The sequence below is a fragment of the Enterococcus sp. DIV1411a genome (genome assembly GCF_050531945.1).
GTDB lineage: Bacteria > Bacillota > Bacilli > Lactobacillales > Enterococcaceae > Enterococcus_B > Enterococcus_B faecium.
Genome location: NZ_CP172892.1, coordinates 1,381,856 through 1,398,717, shown reverse-complemented (window position 1 = coordinate 1,398,717; position 16,862 = coordinate 1,381,856). Strand labels below are relative to the sequence as shown.

Sequence of the window (16,862 nt, the reverse complement as noted above, 5' to 3'; positions counted from 1 at the left end):
AGTAGAAATATCAGAACCTTAAAAGGATATAATTTGAAGAATATAGAACAAATGTTCAGTATTTTTTGATATAATAAAGGAGCACCGTATCATGTGTTGAAGGAGGAAAAGCATGTCTTTACAATTTATTCTTGGAAACGGGAAAAAAGATCACCGTCAAGTCTTGATCGACGAAGCATCCGCTTGGATCGACCAGGATGCAAGTAACCAAGTATTTTTCCTTGTTCCCAACTACAGCAAATTCGAACAGGAACAAGAAATTTTAGCGGAGATGCGAAGAAGAAGCGGAAAAAAAGCTTTCAGCACAACAAACGTTCAAGTATTTAGTTTTTATCGTCTGGCTTGGTATTTGCTGCAACAGACAACTCTTCTTACAGGAAATGAATTATCAGAATCAGGATCTGCAATGATCTTGCGACAGATTTTAGAAAAAAATGAGGAAGAATTAACAATCTTTCGCGGAGAAATCAATAAAAGAGGGTTTATTCGTCAATTACAAGAACTCTACAGTGAATTGCGTACAGGAAATATTCAACCAGAAGACCTGATGCTTTTATTTGGTGATTCACCTAATGCAGAAGACCAGCAACTTAAAATGAAAGACTTGAAGCTGATTTTTTCAGCTTATGACAGCGAATTGACTCAACGTGCACTAACAAATGAAGATGCACTATCTATACTAGCAAATTATATGCAGACACAAGATTTCAACAACGTCAAATTTATTGTCAGTGGTTTTTCTCGAATCAATGGTCAAGAGTATCAATTACTGCAGGCAATGATGGAAAAGGGGCAATTGGTTGTCGATTTATTGCTGGATCGTCCTTATACAGCGGATCTTCCAGAAGTACTTACGCTCTTTCATGAGACTGGAAAGCTTTATTTCCGTCTTTTTCAAAGTGCAAGAGAACGGAAAGTCCCTATATTAGTGGACCGATTTGCACCAGAGCAGACTCGTCCGACAGAGCTTCAACTGCTGCAAACAATGTGGGAAGAGACATCTAGCCAAAAGAAAGCGGCAGTACACAAATTAGGGGGACAAGAGCATCTCCATTTGTGGGAAGCTGAAAATCCAACTGAAGAAGTCCGACAATTAGCTGTTGAAATCAGACGACTAGTCAGTGAAGAAAACTACCGTTATCGTGATATCCAAGTGCTGACAAAAAATATGTCTTTATATGGAAATATCCTTCGGCCGATCTTTCAAGAAATGGCAATTCCTTTTTATATCGATGAAGAACAAATGATGGAAAATCATCCGCTGATCGAATGGATCAACAGTCTGTTCGCTCTTGACCGCTATTCTTATCGGCTAAGTGATATTATGCGTTTTTTCAAAACTGAATTATTTCTGTCGACGGAAGCAGAAACCGAACTTGATGAATGGAAACAAGAGCGAGATGAATTCAGGAAAAAACTGGACATCACTGAAAATGTAGCACTTGCTTACAATTATCAAGGAACTTATTGGACTCGTGAAAAAGACTGGCAGTTTGTGGCGTATGATTTTGAAGCAGAACAGATTGAAGACGTACAGTATTTGGAAGAACAGTCAAATACGATTAGACGATTATTTCAGAAAGCTGTACCAGTATTTTTGAAAAAAATAAAGAAAAGCAAAACAGGACAAGAGGCCGCAAATGGTTTTTATCAATTTTTGATCCAAAGTGGCGTACAGCAACAATTATTGTTTTGGCGTAATCAGGAAGTAGACAGAGGAAACTTAGAAGCGGCAAGAAACCATGAGCAGACATGGGGAGCGCTGATTGATCTGTTGGATGAATATGTAGTAATTTATGGTGAATCGGCTTTTGACTGGTCACTGTTCCAAGAAATCATTACGAGTGGTCTAGAAAATCTAAGTTATGGTAAAATCCCTACCGCAATCGACCAAGTGCGAATCAATCGTTTGGAATTAGTTCGACCAAATCAAGCTGCCGTCACTTTTGCATTAGGGTTGAATGATCAAGTGTTTCCAGACCGAAAAGAGACAAAAGGATTGTTGTCCAGTGAAGAACGAGAAGTATTAAATCAGGCCTTGCCAGATGGACAGTTTTTATTCGACCCATCAAAGGAAAGTATCTCTTTTGAGCCTTTCCAAGCCTATCTTGTTTTTCTTTCCGGAACAGATCGATTATATCTTAGTTATGCACAAAGCTATGACACAGATGGTTCGCTGAAGATGTCTCCTTATTTGCGTAGAATCACAGAATATTTATCTGTTCCCGTCGAGAGAAAAGAGCATTTGACGATCGAAAGCGACCCTAATTGTTATGTAGGGACTTACAGAAGCGGAATCAATACAGTCAATAGGATTTATCGATTAGCTTTAGATGAAAAAAAACCTGTACCAAAGCACTGGCAAAAGCTCAAAGAATTAGTACTGAATTCGTCATGGCGAAATTTTGCTTTACAGATTTTTGAAAGTCAGGAACATTTAAATGTTCCTGTTTCGATGCCAGAAAAAATGGCGGAAGAGCTTTATGGAAAAGAAATTTATACTTCAATTTCACGTATGGAGAATTTTTATAATTGTGAATACAAATACTTCATGCAATTTGGTTTGAAATTGAAAGAACGAACTGTTTATGGTCTAACTCCAGCAGCAACTGGTGATTTTTATCATGAATCATTGGATCGTTTCTTCAAGCTACTGTTTTCAAACCAATTATCCTTAGTGAATATGTCCGATGCGCAGCGTAGAGACTTTACTGAAAAAGTGCTGCAGGAAGTATTCGGAGAACTTCGGTTTGAGATATTGGATAGTTCTGCAAGAATGAACTATATCCGCTACCAGTTAGGACAGACGATTCAAAAAGTGGCATGGGCTTTGCAAAAACAGAGCAAAAATACAGGCATGCATCCTCTTCAGACAGAGATTCTATTTGGTCAGATTGCTGGAGCAAAAGGTATCACAGGTCTGGAATTACCGTTGAGTAATGGTGGAAAACTCCATGTTCGAGGGAAAATCGATCGAATCGATGTAGCTTCTGAACAAGAAGATACTTGGCTAAGCGTCGTTGATTACAAATCTAGCGGACGTTCATTCGATGTCACAGAAGCTTATTATGGCATGGCTATGCAATTATTGACGTATCTGGACGTAGCATTGATGGATGCGGTACGTTTGACTGGAAAGGCGGCTGTTAAACCAGCAGGATCATATTATTTACATGTTCATAATCCTGTATTGACGGAGACAGATGATGTAGAGAAGAATACATTGAAAAAATTTAGTTATGATGGCGTTTTTGTCGATGATCCCGCTCTTTTAGAAGTACTAGATCATTCACTGGAAGCAAAAGAACAATCACTGATCTATCCAGTGAAAAAAAATGCGAAAGATGAATACCAAAAAGGTAGTTTCAGTAAAGACAAATTTTTCACGGAAGAAGAACTGCAACTATTCATGGCGCATAATCGGGAAAATATGCGGTTAGCTGGAGATGCGATTACTTCCGGAGAAATCAAACTAAATCCAGCTTATAAAGATAAACAGCGGATTGCCTGCGAATTTTGTCCATTCAGAAGCATCTGTACGTTTGATGTGATGCTGAAAGAAAATAATTACCACCGTCTGGAGAAAATAGATAAGGAAGAAGCACTGCGTAGAATATTGAAAAGGAGTGAAGAAGAGTGAATCAAATTCCTTTAAAACCGCAAAATGAACGATTCACAGATGATCAGTGGCAAGCGATTTTTGATCAAGGAGATAATCTATTAGTCTCTGCGTCTGCCGGATCAGGTAAAACTACAGTGCTTGTTCGAAGAGTGATTGAAAAACTAAAAATGGGTTTTGATATCGATGAATTATTGATTGTGACATTTACTGAAGCTGCCGCAAGAGAAATGAAAGAAAGAATTCAAGAGGCATTACAAGAATCCGTCAATAGCGAAAGTGACCCTGTACGTAGACAGCATTTTACTAAGCAGTTAGTTTTATTGCCCACAGCGAATATCTCAACCTTACATGCTTTTTGCCTGACAGTTATTCGACGTTATTATTACTTAATTGATATTGATCCAGTCTTTCGCATGTTAACAGATGAAACAGAAACGATCTTGATGAAGGAGGATGTGTGGGACGAGCTGAGAGAAGCACTTTATGCAGAAAATGATGAACGATTTTTCCAATTAACAATGAATTTTTCTAATGATCGTTCAGATGACGGCTTGACGAATCTGGTGTTTTCTCTTTATGAGTTTGCCCGTGCCAACCCTGACCCCCAAAAATGGCTAGAACAGTTAAGCGATAATTATCGTTTGCCTGAGGGGCTAGCTAAATCTCGATTATATCAAGAACAAATCCGTCCTTTAGTTTTGGCAGATATATACCAATGTGTACAGTTATATGAACAGATGACTCAGTTAGCACAAGGTGAAGGATTAGAAAAAATGAATGAGCAAGTAGCTGGAGAACAACAGCAGATCAAGAATATCTATGAAGCGTTCTCGCAAGATCGGTTAGAAGAAGCTTATGCTGGTTTGGAACAACTAACTTTTTCAACTTTTAAGAGCAGCCGGAAAGCAGAATTGAAAGAAATTTCCAATGAAGTCAAGGGCATGAGGGATAAAGCAAAAAAACTGATTCAGCAGATAAGTAAAAGTTATTTTCCTGTTTCCCCAAGCCAAATGGAAGAATTAACGGACAAAGCACTACCATTAGTCGAAGAAATGACAAAAGTCACGCAAAGCTTCATGGACGGTTTCAGTATGCGTAAACGGGAAAAAGGTGTGCTGGATTTCAATGATCTGGAACATTTAGCGTTGCAGATTCTCACAGAAAAAACGAAAGATGCATGGCTGCCAAGTGAAGCTTCAAAACATTATCGAAAAAAATTCAAAGAAGTAATGGTAGATGAATATCAAGACGTGAACCAATTACAAGAAGCCATTTTATACTGGCTAAGAGAACCTGATGATACAAAAGGAAATATGTTCATGGTTGGGGATGTCAAACAATCCATCTATTCTTTCCGTTTAGCAGATCCTAGTTTATTTATCGGGAAATACGAGAATTTCTCAAAGAAAGAAGGCGGACGTCGAATCGTTTTGGCTGAGAACTTCCGCTCTAGAAAAGAAGTCCTTTCTTTTACGAATCTTATTTTTGAACAACTAATGGATCCAGCAGTGGGTCAAATCAATTATGATGAAGCAGCCAAACTGATCCAAGGATTTTCAGACTTTCCAGAGAATGAACAGTTTGAGCCGGAAATCATGATCTATGAAAAAGAACAGGAAGAATCAGAGATTGAGATTCCGACGGATGATATACTGGAAGACAAAACAGAAGGCGAACTTTTTATGACAGGACTAAAAATTCGTCAATTAATTGATTCCTCCTTTATGATTTATGATAAAAAATCAAAAAAAAGTCGTCCGATAGAGTACAAAGACATTGTTCTCTTGACACCTACAAAGAAGAACAACTTAACGATTTTAGAGATTTTCAAAACATTGGATATTCCATTAGAGATGAATGATGCTCAAAACTATTTTCAAGCGACAGAAATTCGCACGATGATCTCGCTGCTACAATTAATCGATAATCCCTATCAAGATATTCCGCTTGCGGCTGTATTGCGCTCACCGATCGTGGGTCTGATTGAACCAGAATTAGCCAGCATTCGATTAGCTGACCGTGCACATACTTACTATGATGCTGTGCTTGCTTATCAAGCATCAAACGAAGATGAATTAGCAGCTAAGCTGAAACATTTTGGCAAGCAACTAGAGCATTGGCGAGAACTTGCTCGCCGTTCTTCGATCACTGACTTGTTATGGGATATCTATTATGAGACGGGATATCTAGAGTATGTGGTCGGTCTGCCAGCAGGGGCACAGAGACAAGCCAATCTTTATGCATTGGTTGATCGTGCCAAAGCTTACGAGCAAAGTTCTTTCAGAGGATTATACCAGTTTGTGCGTTTCATTGAAAAAATGCAAGAAAAAGATAAAGACTTAGCAGAACCAGTCATTTCAATAGAAGATAATGCTGTTCGCGTTATGACGATCCATGCAAGTAAAGGCTTGGAATTCCCAGTTGTATTTTTGTTAGATATGACAAAGGAGTTCAACTTACAAGACTTGCGCAATCGGTATGCTTTTGAAGAAAAACTTGGAGCAGGAATTCGCTATATGGATCCTGAAACACGAGTGTTATATGATACGTTACCGTTTCAAGCCATCAAATTGGCAAAGCAAAACAAATTGTTGTCGGAAGAAATGCGTAAATTGTATGTAGGATTGACTCGGGCAGAACAAAAGCTTTTCATTGTCGGTTCCTATAAAAATAAAGAGCAAATGATCCAAACGTGGTCTGAAGCAGCTGATCATGAGGAGTTGGTTTTTGATCCTGCGCTACGTTTGAAGGGCAGAAGCAGCTTGATGAATTGGATTGGTTACGGATTGATCCGTCATCCTGAAATGCAGAAATACTTAGAGGAAGAAATTTCGACTTCTCTTCTTCAACATTCAAATGCACAGTTTTCTATTTCATGGATGAATCAGCAATCGATCATTGAACAAAGACAGTTGCTTGCTGAAAAAGAACTGGTTAACTTAGATCAGCAGATGAAAGAAGATGAAACTTTATTAGCAGATTCGTTACAAAAACGTCTGGCATATGAATATCCTTATCAAGCTTCTTCACAAACCACAAGTTATCAATCTGTATCTGAAATCAAACGATTATTCGAAGATCCAGATGATACACAAGAATCACGTTTGACTCTGGAAAGCAGTCAGAACAAAGCAGCATCCCGTCAATTTCGTTATACGCAAGAACAACTAGCAGAACCAAAATTTTTGCAAAAAGATCGGCAAGTGTCAGCAGCTACTGTTGGAACTGCTACGCATGCTTTGTTACAATTACTGCCATTAGAGATGCCAACTACAGAGAGTATCCATCAAAAATTACAGGAATTGGTAAGGAAACGGTTAGTAGACGAAAAAGTCGCGAAAAAAGTAGATGTTTCTTCTATTATATGGTTCTTTCAAACAGAACTTGGTCAACAGCTGATTGCCAACAAAGAAAACGTAAAACGAGAACAACCTTTTTCCATGCTGCTTCCTGCTGACGAAGTATTTCAAGACTATCCAAATCAAGAAGATGAACTATTAATCCACGGAATCGTCGATGGATACCTAGAAGAAAAAGATCATCTCAATATCTATGATTTTAAAACAGATTTTATTTTACCTCCGGATGATCCAGCAGAAATAGATGCAATCGTCCAAAAATATCAAGGACAGCTAAGACTTTACCAACAAGCAATGTCAGAAGCTTTGAATAAGCCAGTAGAAAATGTTTTCCTAATTTTGCTTCGAGTGAAACAAATTATAAACATTAACAAATAATTATAATTGAGCAAACTTGACTTATGTTTTGTAAGGATTATGCTATACTCTGGGAAGAGGTGAGTATGATGGAGCTAACACAGACAGAATTCGTTTTATGCCCTAAATTTGAAAAAACATTCTCTATTTTAGGAAAAAAATGGAACGGATTGATTATCGATGTACTACTCGAAAACGGTCCGCAACGCTTTGTTGAGCTTGCGGCAAAAATCCCGATGGTCAGTGATCGAGTATTAGTCGAACGCTTGAAGGAATTAGAAAAAGAAGGAATAGTCACTCGAAACTTTGCCTGTAGCGAAAAGAGCCGTTCAGAATATCTCTTGACTGAAAAAGGAGCAGACTTGCAAAAAGCGATGCGTCAAATACAAGTTTGGAGCGAAAAATGGGTCACAGAGGAAGAATGCGGTTGATTTTGTAAAAAAAATCTTGTAAACTATAGTCCATACGAATAAGTAAAGAACGATGACGAAAAAGAGTAGTTTGGCTAAACCAGTTCAGGGAGATCTGTCGCAGACTGAAAGCAGATCCTGTGTTTGAAAAATGAAGTTCACTTTCCGAGTTCGTCTGATAAAATCAGACCGGCAATTGTCGTTAACGAAGTAAGAGTGCGGTGTAAGTCATTTATCCGCAAATTAGGATGGTAACGCGAAGACCTCGTTCCTTAACAGGAATGAGGTCTTTTTGTTTTGTATTTGGAATTTAAAGGAGGAACAAGCACATGTCTCTACAAGCACAATTAGAGAGCTTGAAAGAAGCAACGCTCGTCAAAATCACAGCGGCACAAGATTTAAATGAATTAAATCAAATACGTGTTGAAACGTTAGGAAAAAAAGGACCGATCACAGAAGTATTACGTGGGATGAAAGATCTAAGTCCAGAAGAGCGACCAAAAGTCGGAAGTTTCGCAAATGAGATCCGAGATCTTTTGACAGAAGAGATCGAGCGAAAAAAACAAGTATTAGAAGAAGAAGCGTTAAATGCAGCTTTGGCAAAAGAAACAATAGACGTGACACTACCTGGTAGAAAAGTAAAACATGGTACACGTCATATCGTGACACAAATCATGGAAGAAATTGAAGATATTTTTGTGGGTATGGGCTATCAGATCGTAGAAGGATATGAAGTAGAATCTGATCATTACAATTTCGAACGGATGAATCTGCCAAAAGATCATCCAGCAAGGGACATGCAAGATACTTTCTATATTTCAGACGAGATATTGATTCGGACACATACTTCACCAGTCCAAGCACGGACAATGGAAAAACATGATTTCTCTAAGGGTGCTCTACGAATGATCTCGCCAGGGAAAGTCTTCCGCAGAGATACAGATGATGCGACCCACAGTCATCAGTTCCATCAAATTGAAGGGCTAGTTGTTGATAAAAACATCACAATGGGCGACCTTAAAGGAACATTAGAAGTCGTAATGAAAAAAATGTTTGGGGAAGATCGTGAAATTCGTTTGCGTCCAAGTTATTTCCCATTTACGGAACCATCAGTAGAAGTAGATGTCAGCTGTTTCAAATGTGGTGGTGCCGGTTGTAACGTATGTAAATACACTGGATGGATCGAAATTTTAGGAGCTGGCATGGTACACCCGAATGTGTTGAAGATGTCAGGAATCGATCCAGAAGAATATTCAGGCTTTGCTTTCGGCCTTGGACCAGACCGCGTAGCTATGTTGCGGTATGGAGTGAATGATATCCGTAATTTCTATCAAAATGACTTACGTTTCTTAAGTCAGTTCAAGGGGGAGTAAGAAAATGTTAGTTTCATATAAATGGCTCAATCGTTATGTAGATTTATCGAATGTAACACCAAAAGAATTAGCGGATAAGATGTCTGTGACAGGAATCGAAGTAGAGGGAGTAACGGTTCCAGAAGAAGGCTTGAAAAAAATCGTTGTCGGTGAAGTCAAGGAATGCGTACCACATCCAGATTCTGATCACCTTTCTATTTGTCAAGTCGATATTGGCGAAGACGAACTGTCTCAAATCGTTTGTGGAGCGCCTAATGTGAAGGTTGGAATCAAAGTGATTGTTGCACTTCCTAACTCACGTATCGCTGGTAATGTAAAAATCAAAAAAGGAAAAATGCGTGGCCAAGTATCAAATGGCATGATTTGCTCATTACAAGAAATTGGCTATTCAGATAGTGTTATACCGAAAGAATACGCTGAAGGTATCTATTATATGCCACAAGAAGCTGTAAATGGCGATCCAGTTTTTCCTTATTTGGATATGGATGATTCGATTATTGAATTATCTATCACACCGAATCGTGCGGATGCATTGTCAATGCGTGGCGTAGCTTATGAAGTTGGGGCAATTTATCGTCAGACTCCTACATTCGATGACGAAAAGTTGCTAGAATCCTCACGACCTGCTAGCGATAAAATTCAAGTGGAAGTTGAAGATAAAGAAGCAGTTCCTGCTTATCAAATCAGAATCATTGAAGGAGTAAGAATCCAGCCAAGTCCTCAATGGCTACAAAATCTTTTGATGAACGAAGGCATTCGTCCAATCAACAATGTAGTAGATGTGACGAACTATATTTTGCTTTTATTCGGACAACCACTACATGCATTTGACTACGACAAATTGAAATCAAAAGAGATCTTTGTCCGCCGTGCAAAAGAAAATGAAACATTAGTAACACTAGATGGAGAATCTCGGGAATTGACAACTGACAATCTCGTCATTACTAACGGCAAAGAACCAGTTGCTTTAGCTGGTGTCATGGGAGGGTTAGACTCAGAGATCACGAATGAAACAACAACAGTTGCACTAGAATCTGCTTTATTTGATCCAATTTCGATTCGTCGTACAGCAAAACAATTTAATTTGCGTAGTGAATCCTCTGCACGTTTTGAAAAAGGAATCAACCATGCGACTGTTGGAGAAGCCAGTGAGGTTGCTGCAGCAATGATCGTTTCTCTTGCGGGTGGGGAAGTTCTACAAGGCGCGGTCAAAGGCTCAGAGATCAAAGCAGAAGACGTATCAGTGAAGATTTCACTTGAACGCATCAATCAATATTTAGGAACATCTCTTGTCGTTAAAGAAGTAAATGAGATTTTTGAAGCACTTGGATTTAGCTATGAAGAAAAGGAGCATGTTTATTCCGTAGTAGTACCACCAAGACGCTGGGATATCCAAATCGAAGCAGATATTATCGAAGAAGTTGCTCGTATTTATGGATACGACCAGTTGCCATCTACACTTCCAAGTGGAGAAACGGTTGCTGGAAGCTTGTCAAAAGAACAAGAAACTACTCGTAAAATTCGTACAATCTTTGAAGGAAGCGGATTGAGCGAAGCAATCAGTTATGCATTGACAACAGAAGAAAAATCAAGACAGTTTGTTATAAATGAAAGTAATATTACACGTTTGGACTGGCCAATGAGCGAAGAACGTTCTGTATTACGAATGAATTTGATCAGCGGACTATTAGATGATATCAGTTATAACACTGCTCGAAAAAATACAGAGATTGCTTTATATGAAATTGGGCGGGTATTCTTCCAAGAAAATGATCCGTGCACACATCTGCCGCAAGAAGTAAAACATGCAGCAATCGCTATTTCTGGTATTTGGGAAGAAAAAGATTGGCAGACGAAAGCTCAAAATGTAGACTTTTTCACCATCAAGGGTCTTTTAGAAAACTTATTTGAACAACTAGGCATCACTGAAGATGTCCATTATCAAACAGTGACAGAAATGAAGGAAATGCATCCTGGAAGAACTGCTGCGATTTACCTTGGCGAAAAATTTATTGGTTTTGTCGGTCAAGTGCATCCAACGATTGCAAAAAGTTATGATATTCCAGAAACATATGTTGCTGAGTTTGATTTATCTGCTGTAGTGGAAGCTGCTCAAAAAGGGATTGTTTTCGAAGCAGTGACAAAATTCCCAGCAGTCAGCCGGGACATCGCTTTGCTTGTAAAAGAAACTGTGACAAATCAGGAATTAACAGAAGTTATCCGTTCTGCTGCCGGAAGATTTTTAACAGATATCCAATTATTTGATGTCTATCAAGGAGAAAACATTGAAAAAGGACATAAATCCATGGCGTATAGCCTGACATTCGTCAACCCAGAAGCAACATTGACAGATGAAGAAATCAATAAAGGAATGGAAAAAGTCGAAAAAGCGTTGGTAGAAAACCTAGAGGCAAGTATTCGCTAAGAGGGAAAATATAGTAAGTAACGATCAAGTAGCTTTTGAAGACCATACATTTGAAAAAGAGATGTGACACAACTTCGTCACATCTCTTTTTTTGATTTTAAAAAAGGAATAGCACAGAGACGAGATAAAAAAACAGGCCTTTACAGCCTGTTTTTTTAGAGTAAATGAATTAATGGAAGTAATTGATTCCCATTGCTGATTTTACTTCAGAAAGTGTTTGTGCAGCTACTTTAGCAGCTTCTTCACTACCTTTACGTAAGATTTCCATAACAGCTGAAGGATCTTTTTCCAATTCTTCTCGGCGCGCACGGATCGGTGCAAATTCAGCTTCCAATACATCAATGAGGTATCGTTTGATCTTTACATCACCAAGTCCGCCACGGCGGTAATGAGCTTTCATTTCTTCAATTGCTTCTTTATCTGTTCCGAATACATCCAAGTAGGTGAAGACCATATTCCCTTCTACTTGTCCAGGATCTTGTACATGGATGTGGTTTGGATCAGTATACATACTCATGACTTTTTTCTGTAAGACATCGGCAGGATCGGAGATATAAATACCGTTTCCTAACGATTTACTCATTTTGCCATTTCCATCGATTCCAGGTAATCTACCCATTCCTTTTGGTGGGAATACGCCTTTTGGTTCCACCAAGACTTCACCATATGTATGATTGAAGCTTTGTACGATTTCCTGTGTCTGCTCTAGCATTGGTTTTTGATCCTCGCCAACAGGTACAAGATTCGCTTTGAATGCAGTGATATCTGCTGCTTGAGAAACAGGATAGATAAAGAATCCTGTAGGCACGCTTTCACCGAATTTTTTTTGTTCGATTTCTGTTTTGACAGTCGGATTGCGCCGAACGCGTCCTACGCTGACTAAGTTCAAATAATACATGGTTAATTCAGCTAATTCCGGAATTTGTGATTGGATAAATAAAGTAGATTTTGCAGGATCTAATCCCACGGCTAAATAGTCTAAAGCAACTTGCAAGACATTTGATGAAACCTTCTCAGGATTTTTAGCATTATCTGTCAGTGCTTGCATGTCAGCAATCATGACAAACAGTTGGTTGTCTTCATCTGCCTGCATAGCCACTCGGGTTTTTAGAGAACCGACGTAATGCCCTAAATGCAGCTTCCCAGTTGGTCGATCTCCCGTTAAAATAATATTTTTCAAAAAAGACACCTCTTTACGATTTGTAAGTCTGAGCACTTAATATCTTACCGTTTTTCCTGAAAAGAAACAACAGTTCCTAATGAAAAAACAAGGAAAGAGGATAAAATAACTAATAGATTAGAAATGGAAGAAATATTTATGGGAGAATAAACGTTCTAAGAAACTTTACAAATTACTAAACTATCAGATATAATGTATTTTATTATACATCTTTAAAAGAAATCTTACTAAATAATAATGGGAGTGTAATTCTATGGCAATGATTAAATTTGATCACGTGGATAAATATTATGGCAAGTTCCACGCATTAAAAAATATCAATCTCGAATTCGAGAAAGGAGAAGTTGTCGTTGTCATTGGTCCTTCTGGTTCAGGAAAGAGCACGATGCTTCGCTGTATCAATGGATTAGAGACGATTTCTTCAGGCAAGCTACTAATTAATGATACTGACTTGCATGATAAAAAGACAAAGTTGACAGAAGTCCGAAAGAATATCGGCATGGTTTTCCAGCATTTCAATTTGTATCCTAATAAAACCGTTCTGGAAAATATTACATTAGCACCAATCAAAGTGTTAAAGCAAGACCAGGCAACTGCAGTCAAAAACGCGGAGAAATTTTTGAAAACTGTCAATATGTTAGATAAGAAAGATTCTTATCCTTCCATGTTATCCGGGGGACAACAGCAACGGGTGGCAATCGCCAGAGGTTTAGCGATGAATCCTGAGATGCTGCTGTTTGATGAACCTACTTCTGCTTTGGATCCGGAAATGATTGGTGATGTATTAGACGTTATGAAAAAATTGGCTCATGACGGTATGTCAATGATTGTCGTGACACATGAAATGGGCTTTGCCAAAGAAGTGGCGGATCGTGTTATCTTCATGGCTGATGGAGAAGTATTGGAAGACAGCAGAAATGTGAGAGACTTTTTCGAAAATCCAAATGAAGTCCGAGCACAGCAATTTATCAGTAAAGTTATCAATCATTGATAGGAGGAAAAAGATGCGCAGGTTAAAAAAAATACGCCTGATTTTCCTTTTAGGCATTGCTTTTCTTGCACTAGCCGGATGTAAAGGAAATGGGTTGGCAAATGAAGATATTTTAGAGCGAAGCAAATCTACCAATGAAATCATCTGGGGTGTCAAGTATGATACTCGATTATTTGGAATGATGGATATTGAGAGCAGAACTGTACAAGGATTTGATGTAGATATTGCAAAAGCAATCACTAAAAAGATCCTTGGTGACAATGGAAAAACAGAATTTGTTGAAGTCACTTCTAAAACTCGGATTCCATTATTGAAAAACGGAAATATCGATGCAATTATTGCAACGATGACGATCACAGATGAACGAAAAAAACAGGTTGACTTTTCAGATGTCTATTTCGATGCTGGCCAAGCTTTGTTGGTAAAGAAAGGAAGCCAAATCAAAAGTGTAGATGATTTGAATGCTTCTACAACGGTTCTAGCAGTCAAAGGTTCTACATCGGCTGCGAATATCCGACAGCATGCACCAGATGCAAAAATTTTAGAATTAGAAAACTATGCAGAAGCATTTACTGCTTTACAATCTGGTCAGGGAGACGCGATGACTACGGATAATGCGATTTTGTTAGGGATTGCAGATGAAAATCCAGAGTATGAGTTAGTTGGTGGAACGTTTACTAATGAGCCTTACGGGATTGCGATCAACAAAGGGCAAGAAAACTTCTTGAAAGCTGTTAACCAAGCGCTAGAGGAAATGCATGCAGATGGCACATACGATAAAATCTATCAAAAATGGTTTCCAAATGAAACTGAAGGAAAAGTAGAGTAAGGGGGAGAGGCAATGAGCGAATTGATACAAACTTATGGACCAATCTTTGTCGACGGGTTCAAGATCACATTGTTTTCGAGTGTCTTAGCACTTGTGTTTAGTTTGATTATCGGAACGTTAATGGCAATCTTCCAATTATCAAAGAATAAAGTAGTGAGCGCCTTAGCAAAGGCATATGTAGAATTTTTTAGAAACATTCCATTATTAATCATCGTGATGTTTTTTTATGTTGTCGTACCGATTTATTGGTTTAATCTAGATGGATTCCAAGCAGGTACGATTGGATTAACGATCTATACATCTGCTTTTATTGCTGAAACAGTACGTTCAGGGATTCAAACCGTACCAAAAGGTCAAACAGAAGCAGGACTATCTTCTGGTTTTACCTATTCAGAAATCATGCGTTATATTGTTTTACCGCAAGCATTCAAAATCGTTATCCCGCCATTAGGCAACCAATTTATCAACCTCGTAAAAAACTCATCTATTTTAGCAATCGTAGCTGGTTTAGATTTGATGTATCAAGGAGACTTGATCGCTAGTGAAACATTCAATACCTTCGATACGTATATCATCGTTGGGTTATTTTACTTAGTTATCACGCTACCGTTATCTTACTTAATGGTTTATCTTGAGAAAAAATGGGCGGTTCGTTCATAGAAGGAGGGGAAATACATGGATTTTAGCGGCGCTTTTTCATGGATGAATATCCGTTTTTTATTGGAAGGATTAAAGGTTACTGTTGAAGTTTCATTGTTTTCGATCATTTTTAGTTTCTTGATCGGTGGTCTGACAGGTGTGATTCGTTTTGCGAATATCCCTTTCTTTTCCAAAATCCTTGGTGTAGTGATTGATATTATACGGAATCTTCCATTATTATTGATCATTTTCTTCACTTACTTTGCCTTACCTCAAATCGGCATTCAGATGAACATCTTCTGGTCCGCTGTCGCAGCATTAACGATTTTTGAGTCAGCTATGTTGTCGGAAATTTTCCGAGCTGGACTCAATGCTGTTCCAAAAGGACAGATGGAAGCAGGATTATCAACGGGACTGACTTATGTAGAATCGATGCGAACGATCGTGTTACCGCAAGCATTTAAATCAATGATCCCGGCAATTGTGAGCCAATTGATTTCACTGATCAAAGATACTTCATTAGCAGTAATCATTTCTTTACCTGAACTTTCTCATCAGGCACGTATTATTTATGGACAGAACACCAATTATGTGCTTCCGATGTTCATCATCATGACACTTATGTACTTCGTGGTATGTTACGCGCTTTCTCTGCTTTCCGGTTACTTGGAAAAGAGACGGTACAGTTATTAATAGATGATTCTTTTAGCGGTTGTGGCAAACTAAAGTCACAACCGCTTTTCCTCTTTCCATTCGAAAAAAAGAGATTTCGATTGTTTTAAGCAAGTAAGAGCACTTGAAAATTCACGCTAAAAAGTACACAATAGGGAGGATAGAATTTATTGAAAAAAAGGATGATACGATTGACAGATAATCGCCCTATCGGATTTATTGATTCAGGTGTCGGCGGCTTGACTGTAGTAAAAGAAGCCCTGAAACAATTACCGAATGAAAATATTTTATTTGTAGGAGACACAGCACGCTGCCCATATGGCCCTAGACCCGCGGAACAGGTAATCCAGTATACTTGGGAAATGACGGATTATCTGGTGGAGCAAGGAATCAAGATGCTGGTGATCGCCTGCAATACCGCAACTGCGGTGGCTTTAGAAGAAATCAAAGCTGCTCTTTCTATTCCAGTCATCGGTGTGATCCTTCCCGGTACTAGAGCGGCAGTAAAAAAAACACAAAATAAACAAGTTGGCATTATCGGTACGATTGGTACGGTAAAAAGTCAAGCTTATGAAAAAGCACTGAAAGAGAAAGTACCAGAATTGACTGTGACAAGTCTTGCTTGTCCCAAATTTGTTTCAGTTGTCGAAAGTAATGAATACCATTCATCGGTGGCGAAAAAAATTGTGGCAGAAACATTAGCTCCTTTAACCACTAAAAAAATCGATACATTGATTTTGGGATGCACCCATTATCCATTATTACGCCCCATCATTCAAAATGTAATGGGAGAAAATGTTCAACTGATCGATTCTGGAGCAGAAACAGTAGGTGAAGTATCTATGCTGTTAGATTATTTCAATTTGAGCAATTCACCGCAAAATGGTCGGACATTATGCCAGTTTTATACAACTGGCTCTGCCAAACTTTTCGAGGAAATAGCTGAAGACTGGCTTGGAATCGGACACTTAAATGTAGAACATATCGAATTGGGAGGAAAATAAG

At 38.5% G+C, this 16,862-nt stretch carries 11 protein-coding genes and 1 other annotated feature; of the genes, 10 read left to right on the top strand and 1 reads right to left on the bottom strand.

Annotated elements, in window-relative coordinates; translation table 11 throughout:
* Positions 1-112 precede the first annotated feature (112 nt).
* The 5 genes from IGJ87_RS06710 (at position 113) to pheT (ending at position 11,546) form a co-directional block, all read left to right on the top strand.
* On the top strand, positions 113-3,640 hold the full coding sequence (locus tag IGJ87_RS06710; RefSeq protein ID WP_002301086.1) for a PD-(D/E)XK nuclease family protein: 3,528 nt from the start codon (positions 113-115) through the stop codon (positions 3,638-3,640).
* On the top strand, positions 3,637-7,359 hold the full coding sequence (gene addA / locus IGJ87_RS06705; protein WP_002323663.1) for a helicase-exonuclease AddAB subunit AddA: 3,723 nt from the start codon (positions 3,637-3,639) through the stop codon (positions 7,357-7,359). The genes IGJ87_RS06710 and addA overlap by 4 nt, the downstream gene beginning before the upstream one ends.
* Positions 7,360-7,427: 68 nt before the next feature.
* Positions 7,428-7,769 (top strand): winged helix-turn-helix transcriptional regulator, encoded by a 342-nt coding sequence (locus IGJ87_RS06700; protein ID WP_002295781.1) that lies wholly within the window; start codon positions 7,428-7,430, stop codon positions 7,767-7,769.
* A gap of 43 nt (positions 7,770-7,812) precedes the next feature.
* Positions 7,813-8,024 (top strand) — a binding site (T-box leader).
* Positions 8,025-8,077: 53 nt separating this feature from the next.
* Complete coding sequence (gene pheS / locus IGJ87_RS06695; RefSeq protein ID WP_002295783.1) at positions 8,078-9,121, top strand: phenylalanine--tRNA ligase subunit alpha; 1,044 nt, start codon at positions 8,078-8,080, stop codon at positions 9,119-9,121.
* A 4-nt stretch (positions 9,122-9,125) separates the two neighbouring features.
* Positions 9,126-11,546, top strand: a complete 2,421-nt coding sequence (gene pheT / locus IGJ87_RS06690; RefSeq protein ID WP_002297428.1) for a phenylalanine--tRNA ligase subunit beta — start codon at positions 9,126-9,128, stop codon at positions 11,544-11,546.
* Between the two features lie 169 nt (positions 11,547-11,715).
* Here pheT and trpS read toward each other — a convergent pair whose 3' ends face one another.
* Positions 11,716-12,726 carry a tryptophan--tRNA ligase gene (gene trpS / locus IGJ87_RS06685; RefSeq protein ID WP_002288045.1) on the bottom strand — a complete coding sequence of 337 codons (1,011 nt, stop codon included), beginning with the start codon at positions 12,724-12,726 and terminating at the stop codon, positions 11,716-11,718.
* Between the two features lie 253 nt (positions 12,727-12,979).
* Between trpS and IGJ87_RS06680 the strand changes: the two genes are divergently transcribed.
* From IGJ87_RS06680 to racE, 5 genes are all read left to right on the top strand, one after another.
* Positions 12,980-13,717 carry an amino acid ABC transporter ATP-binding protein gene (locus IGJ87_RS06680; protein ID WP_002288042.1) on the top strand — a complete coding sequence of 246 codons (738 nt, stop codon included), beginning with the start codon at positions 12,980-12,982 and terminating at the stop codon, positions 13,715-13,717.
* 13 nt (positions 13,718-13,730) lie between these two features.
* Positions 13,731-14,546 (top strand): transporter substrate-binding domain-containing protein, encoded by an 816-nt coding sequence (locus IGJ87_RS06675; protein WP_002288041.1) that lies wholly within the window; start codon positions 13,731-13,733, stop codon positions 14,544-14,546.
* A gap of 12 nt (positions 14,547-14,558) precedes the next feature.
* The gene (locus tag IGJ87_RS06670) at positions 14,559-15,206 is read left to right on the top strand and encodes an amino acid ABC transporter permease (RefSeq protein ID WP_002288038.1); all 648 of its coding nucleotides are present in this window, start codon (positions 14,559-14,561) and stop codon (positions 15,204-15,206) included.
* A 15-nt stretch (positions 15,207-15,221) separates the two neighbouring features.
* On the top strand, positions 15,222-15,878 hold the full coding sequence (locus IGJ87_RS06665) for an amino acid ABC transporter permease (protein WP_002296876.1): 657 nt from the start codon (positions 15,222-15,224) through the stop codon (positions 15,876-15,878).
* Positions 15,879-16,039: 161 nt separating this feature from the next.
* Complete coding sequence (gene racE, locus IGJ87_RS06660) at positions 16,040-16,861, top strand: glutamate racemase (RefSeq protein WP_002317207.1); 822 nt, start codon at positions 16,040-16,042, stop codon at positions 16,859-16,861.
* Position 16,862 lies beyond the last annotated feature (1 nt).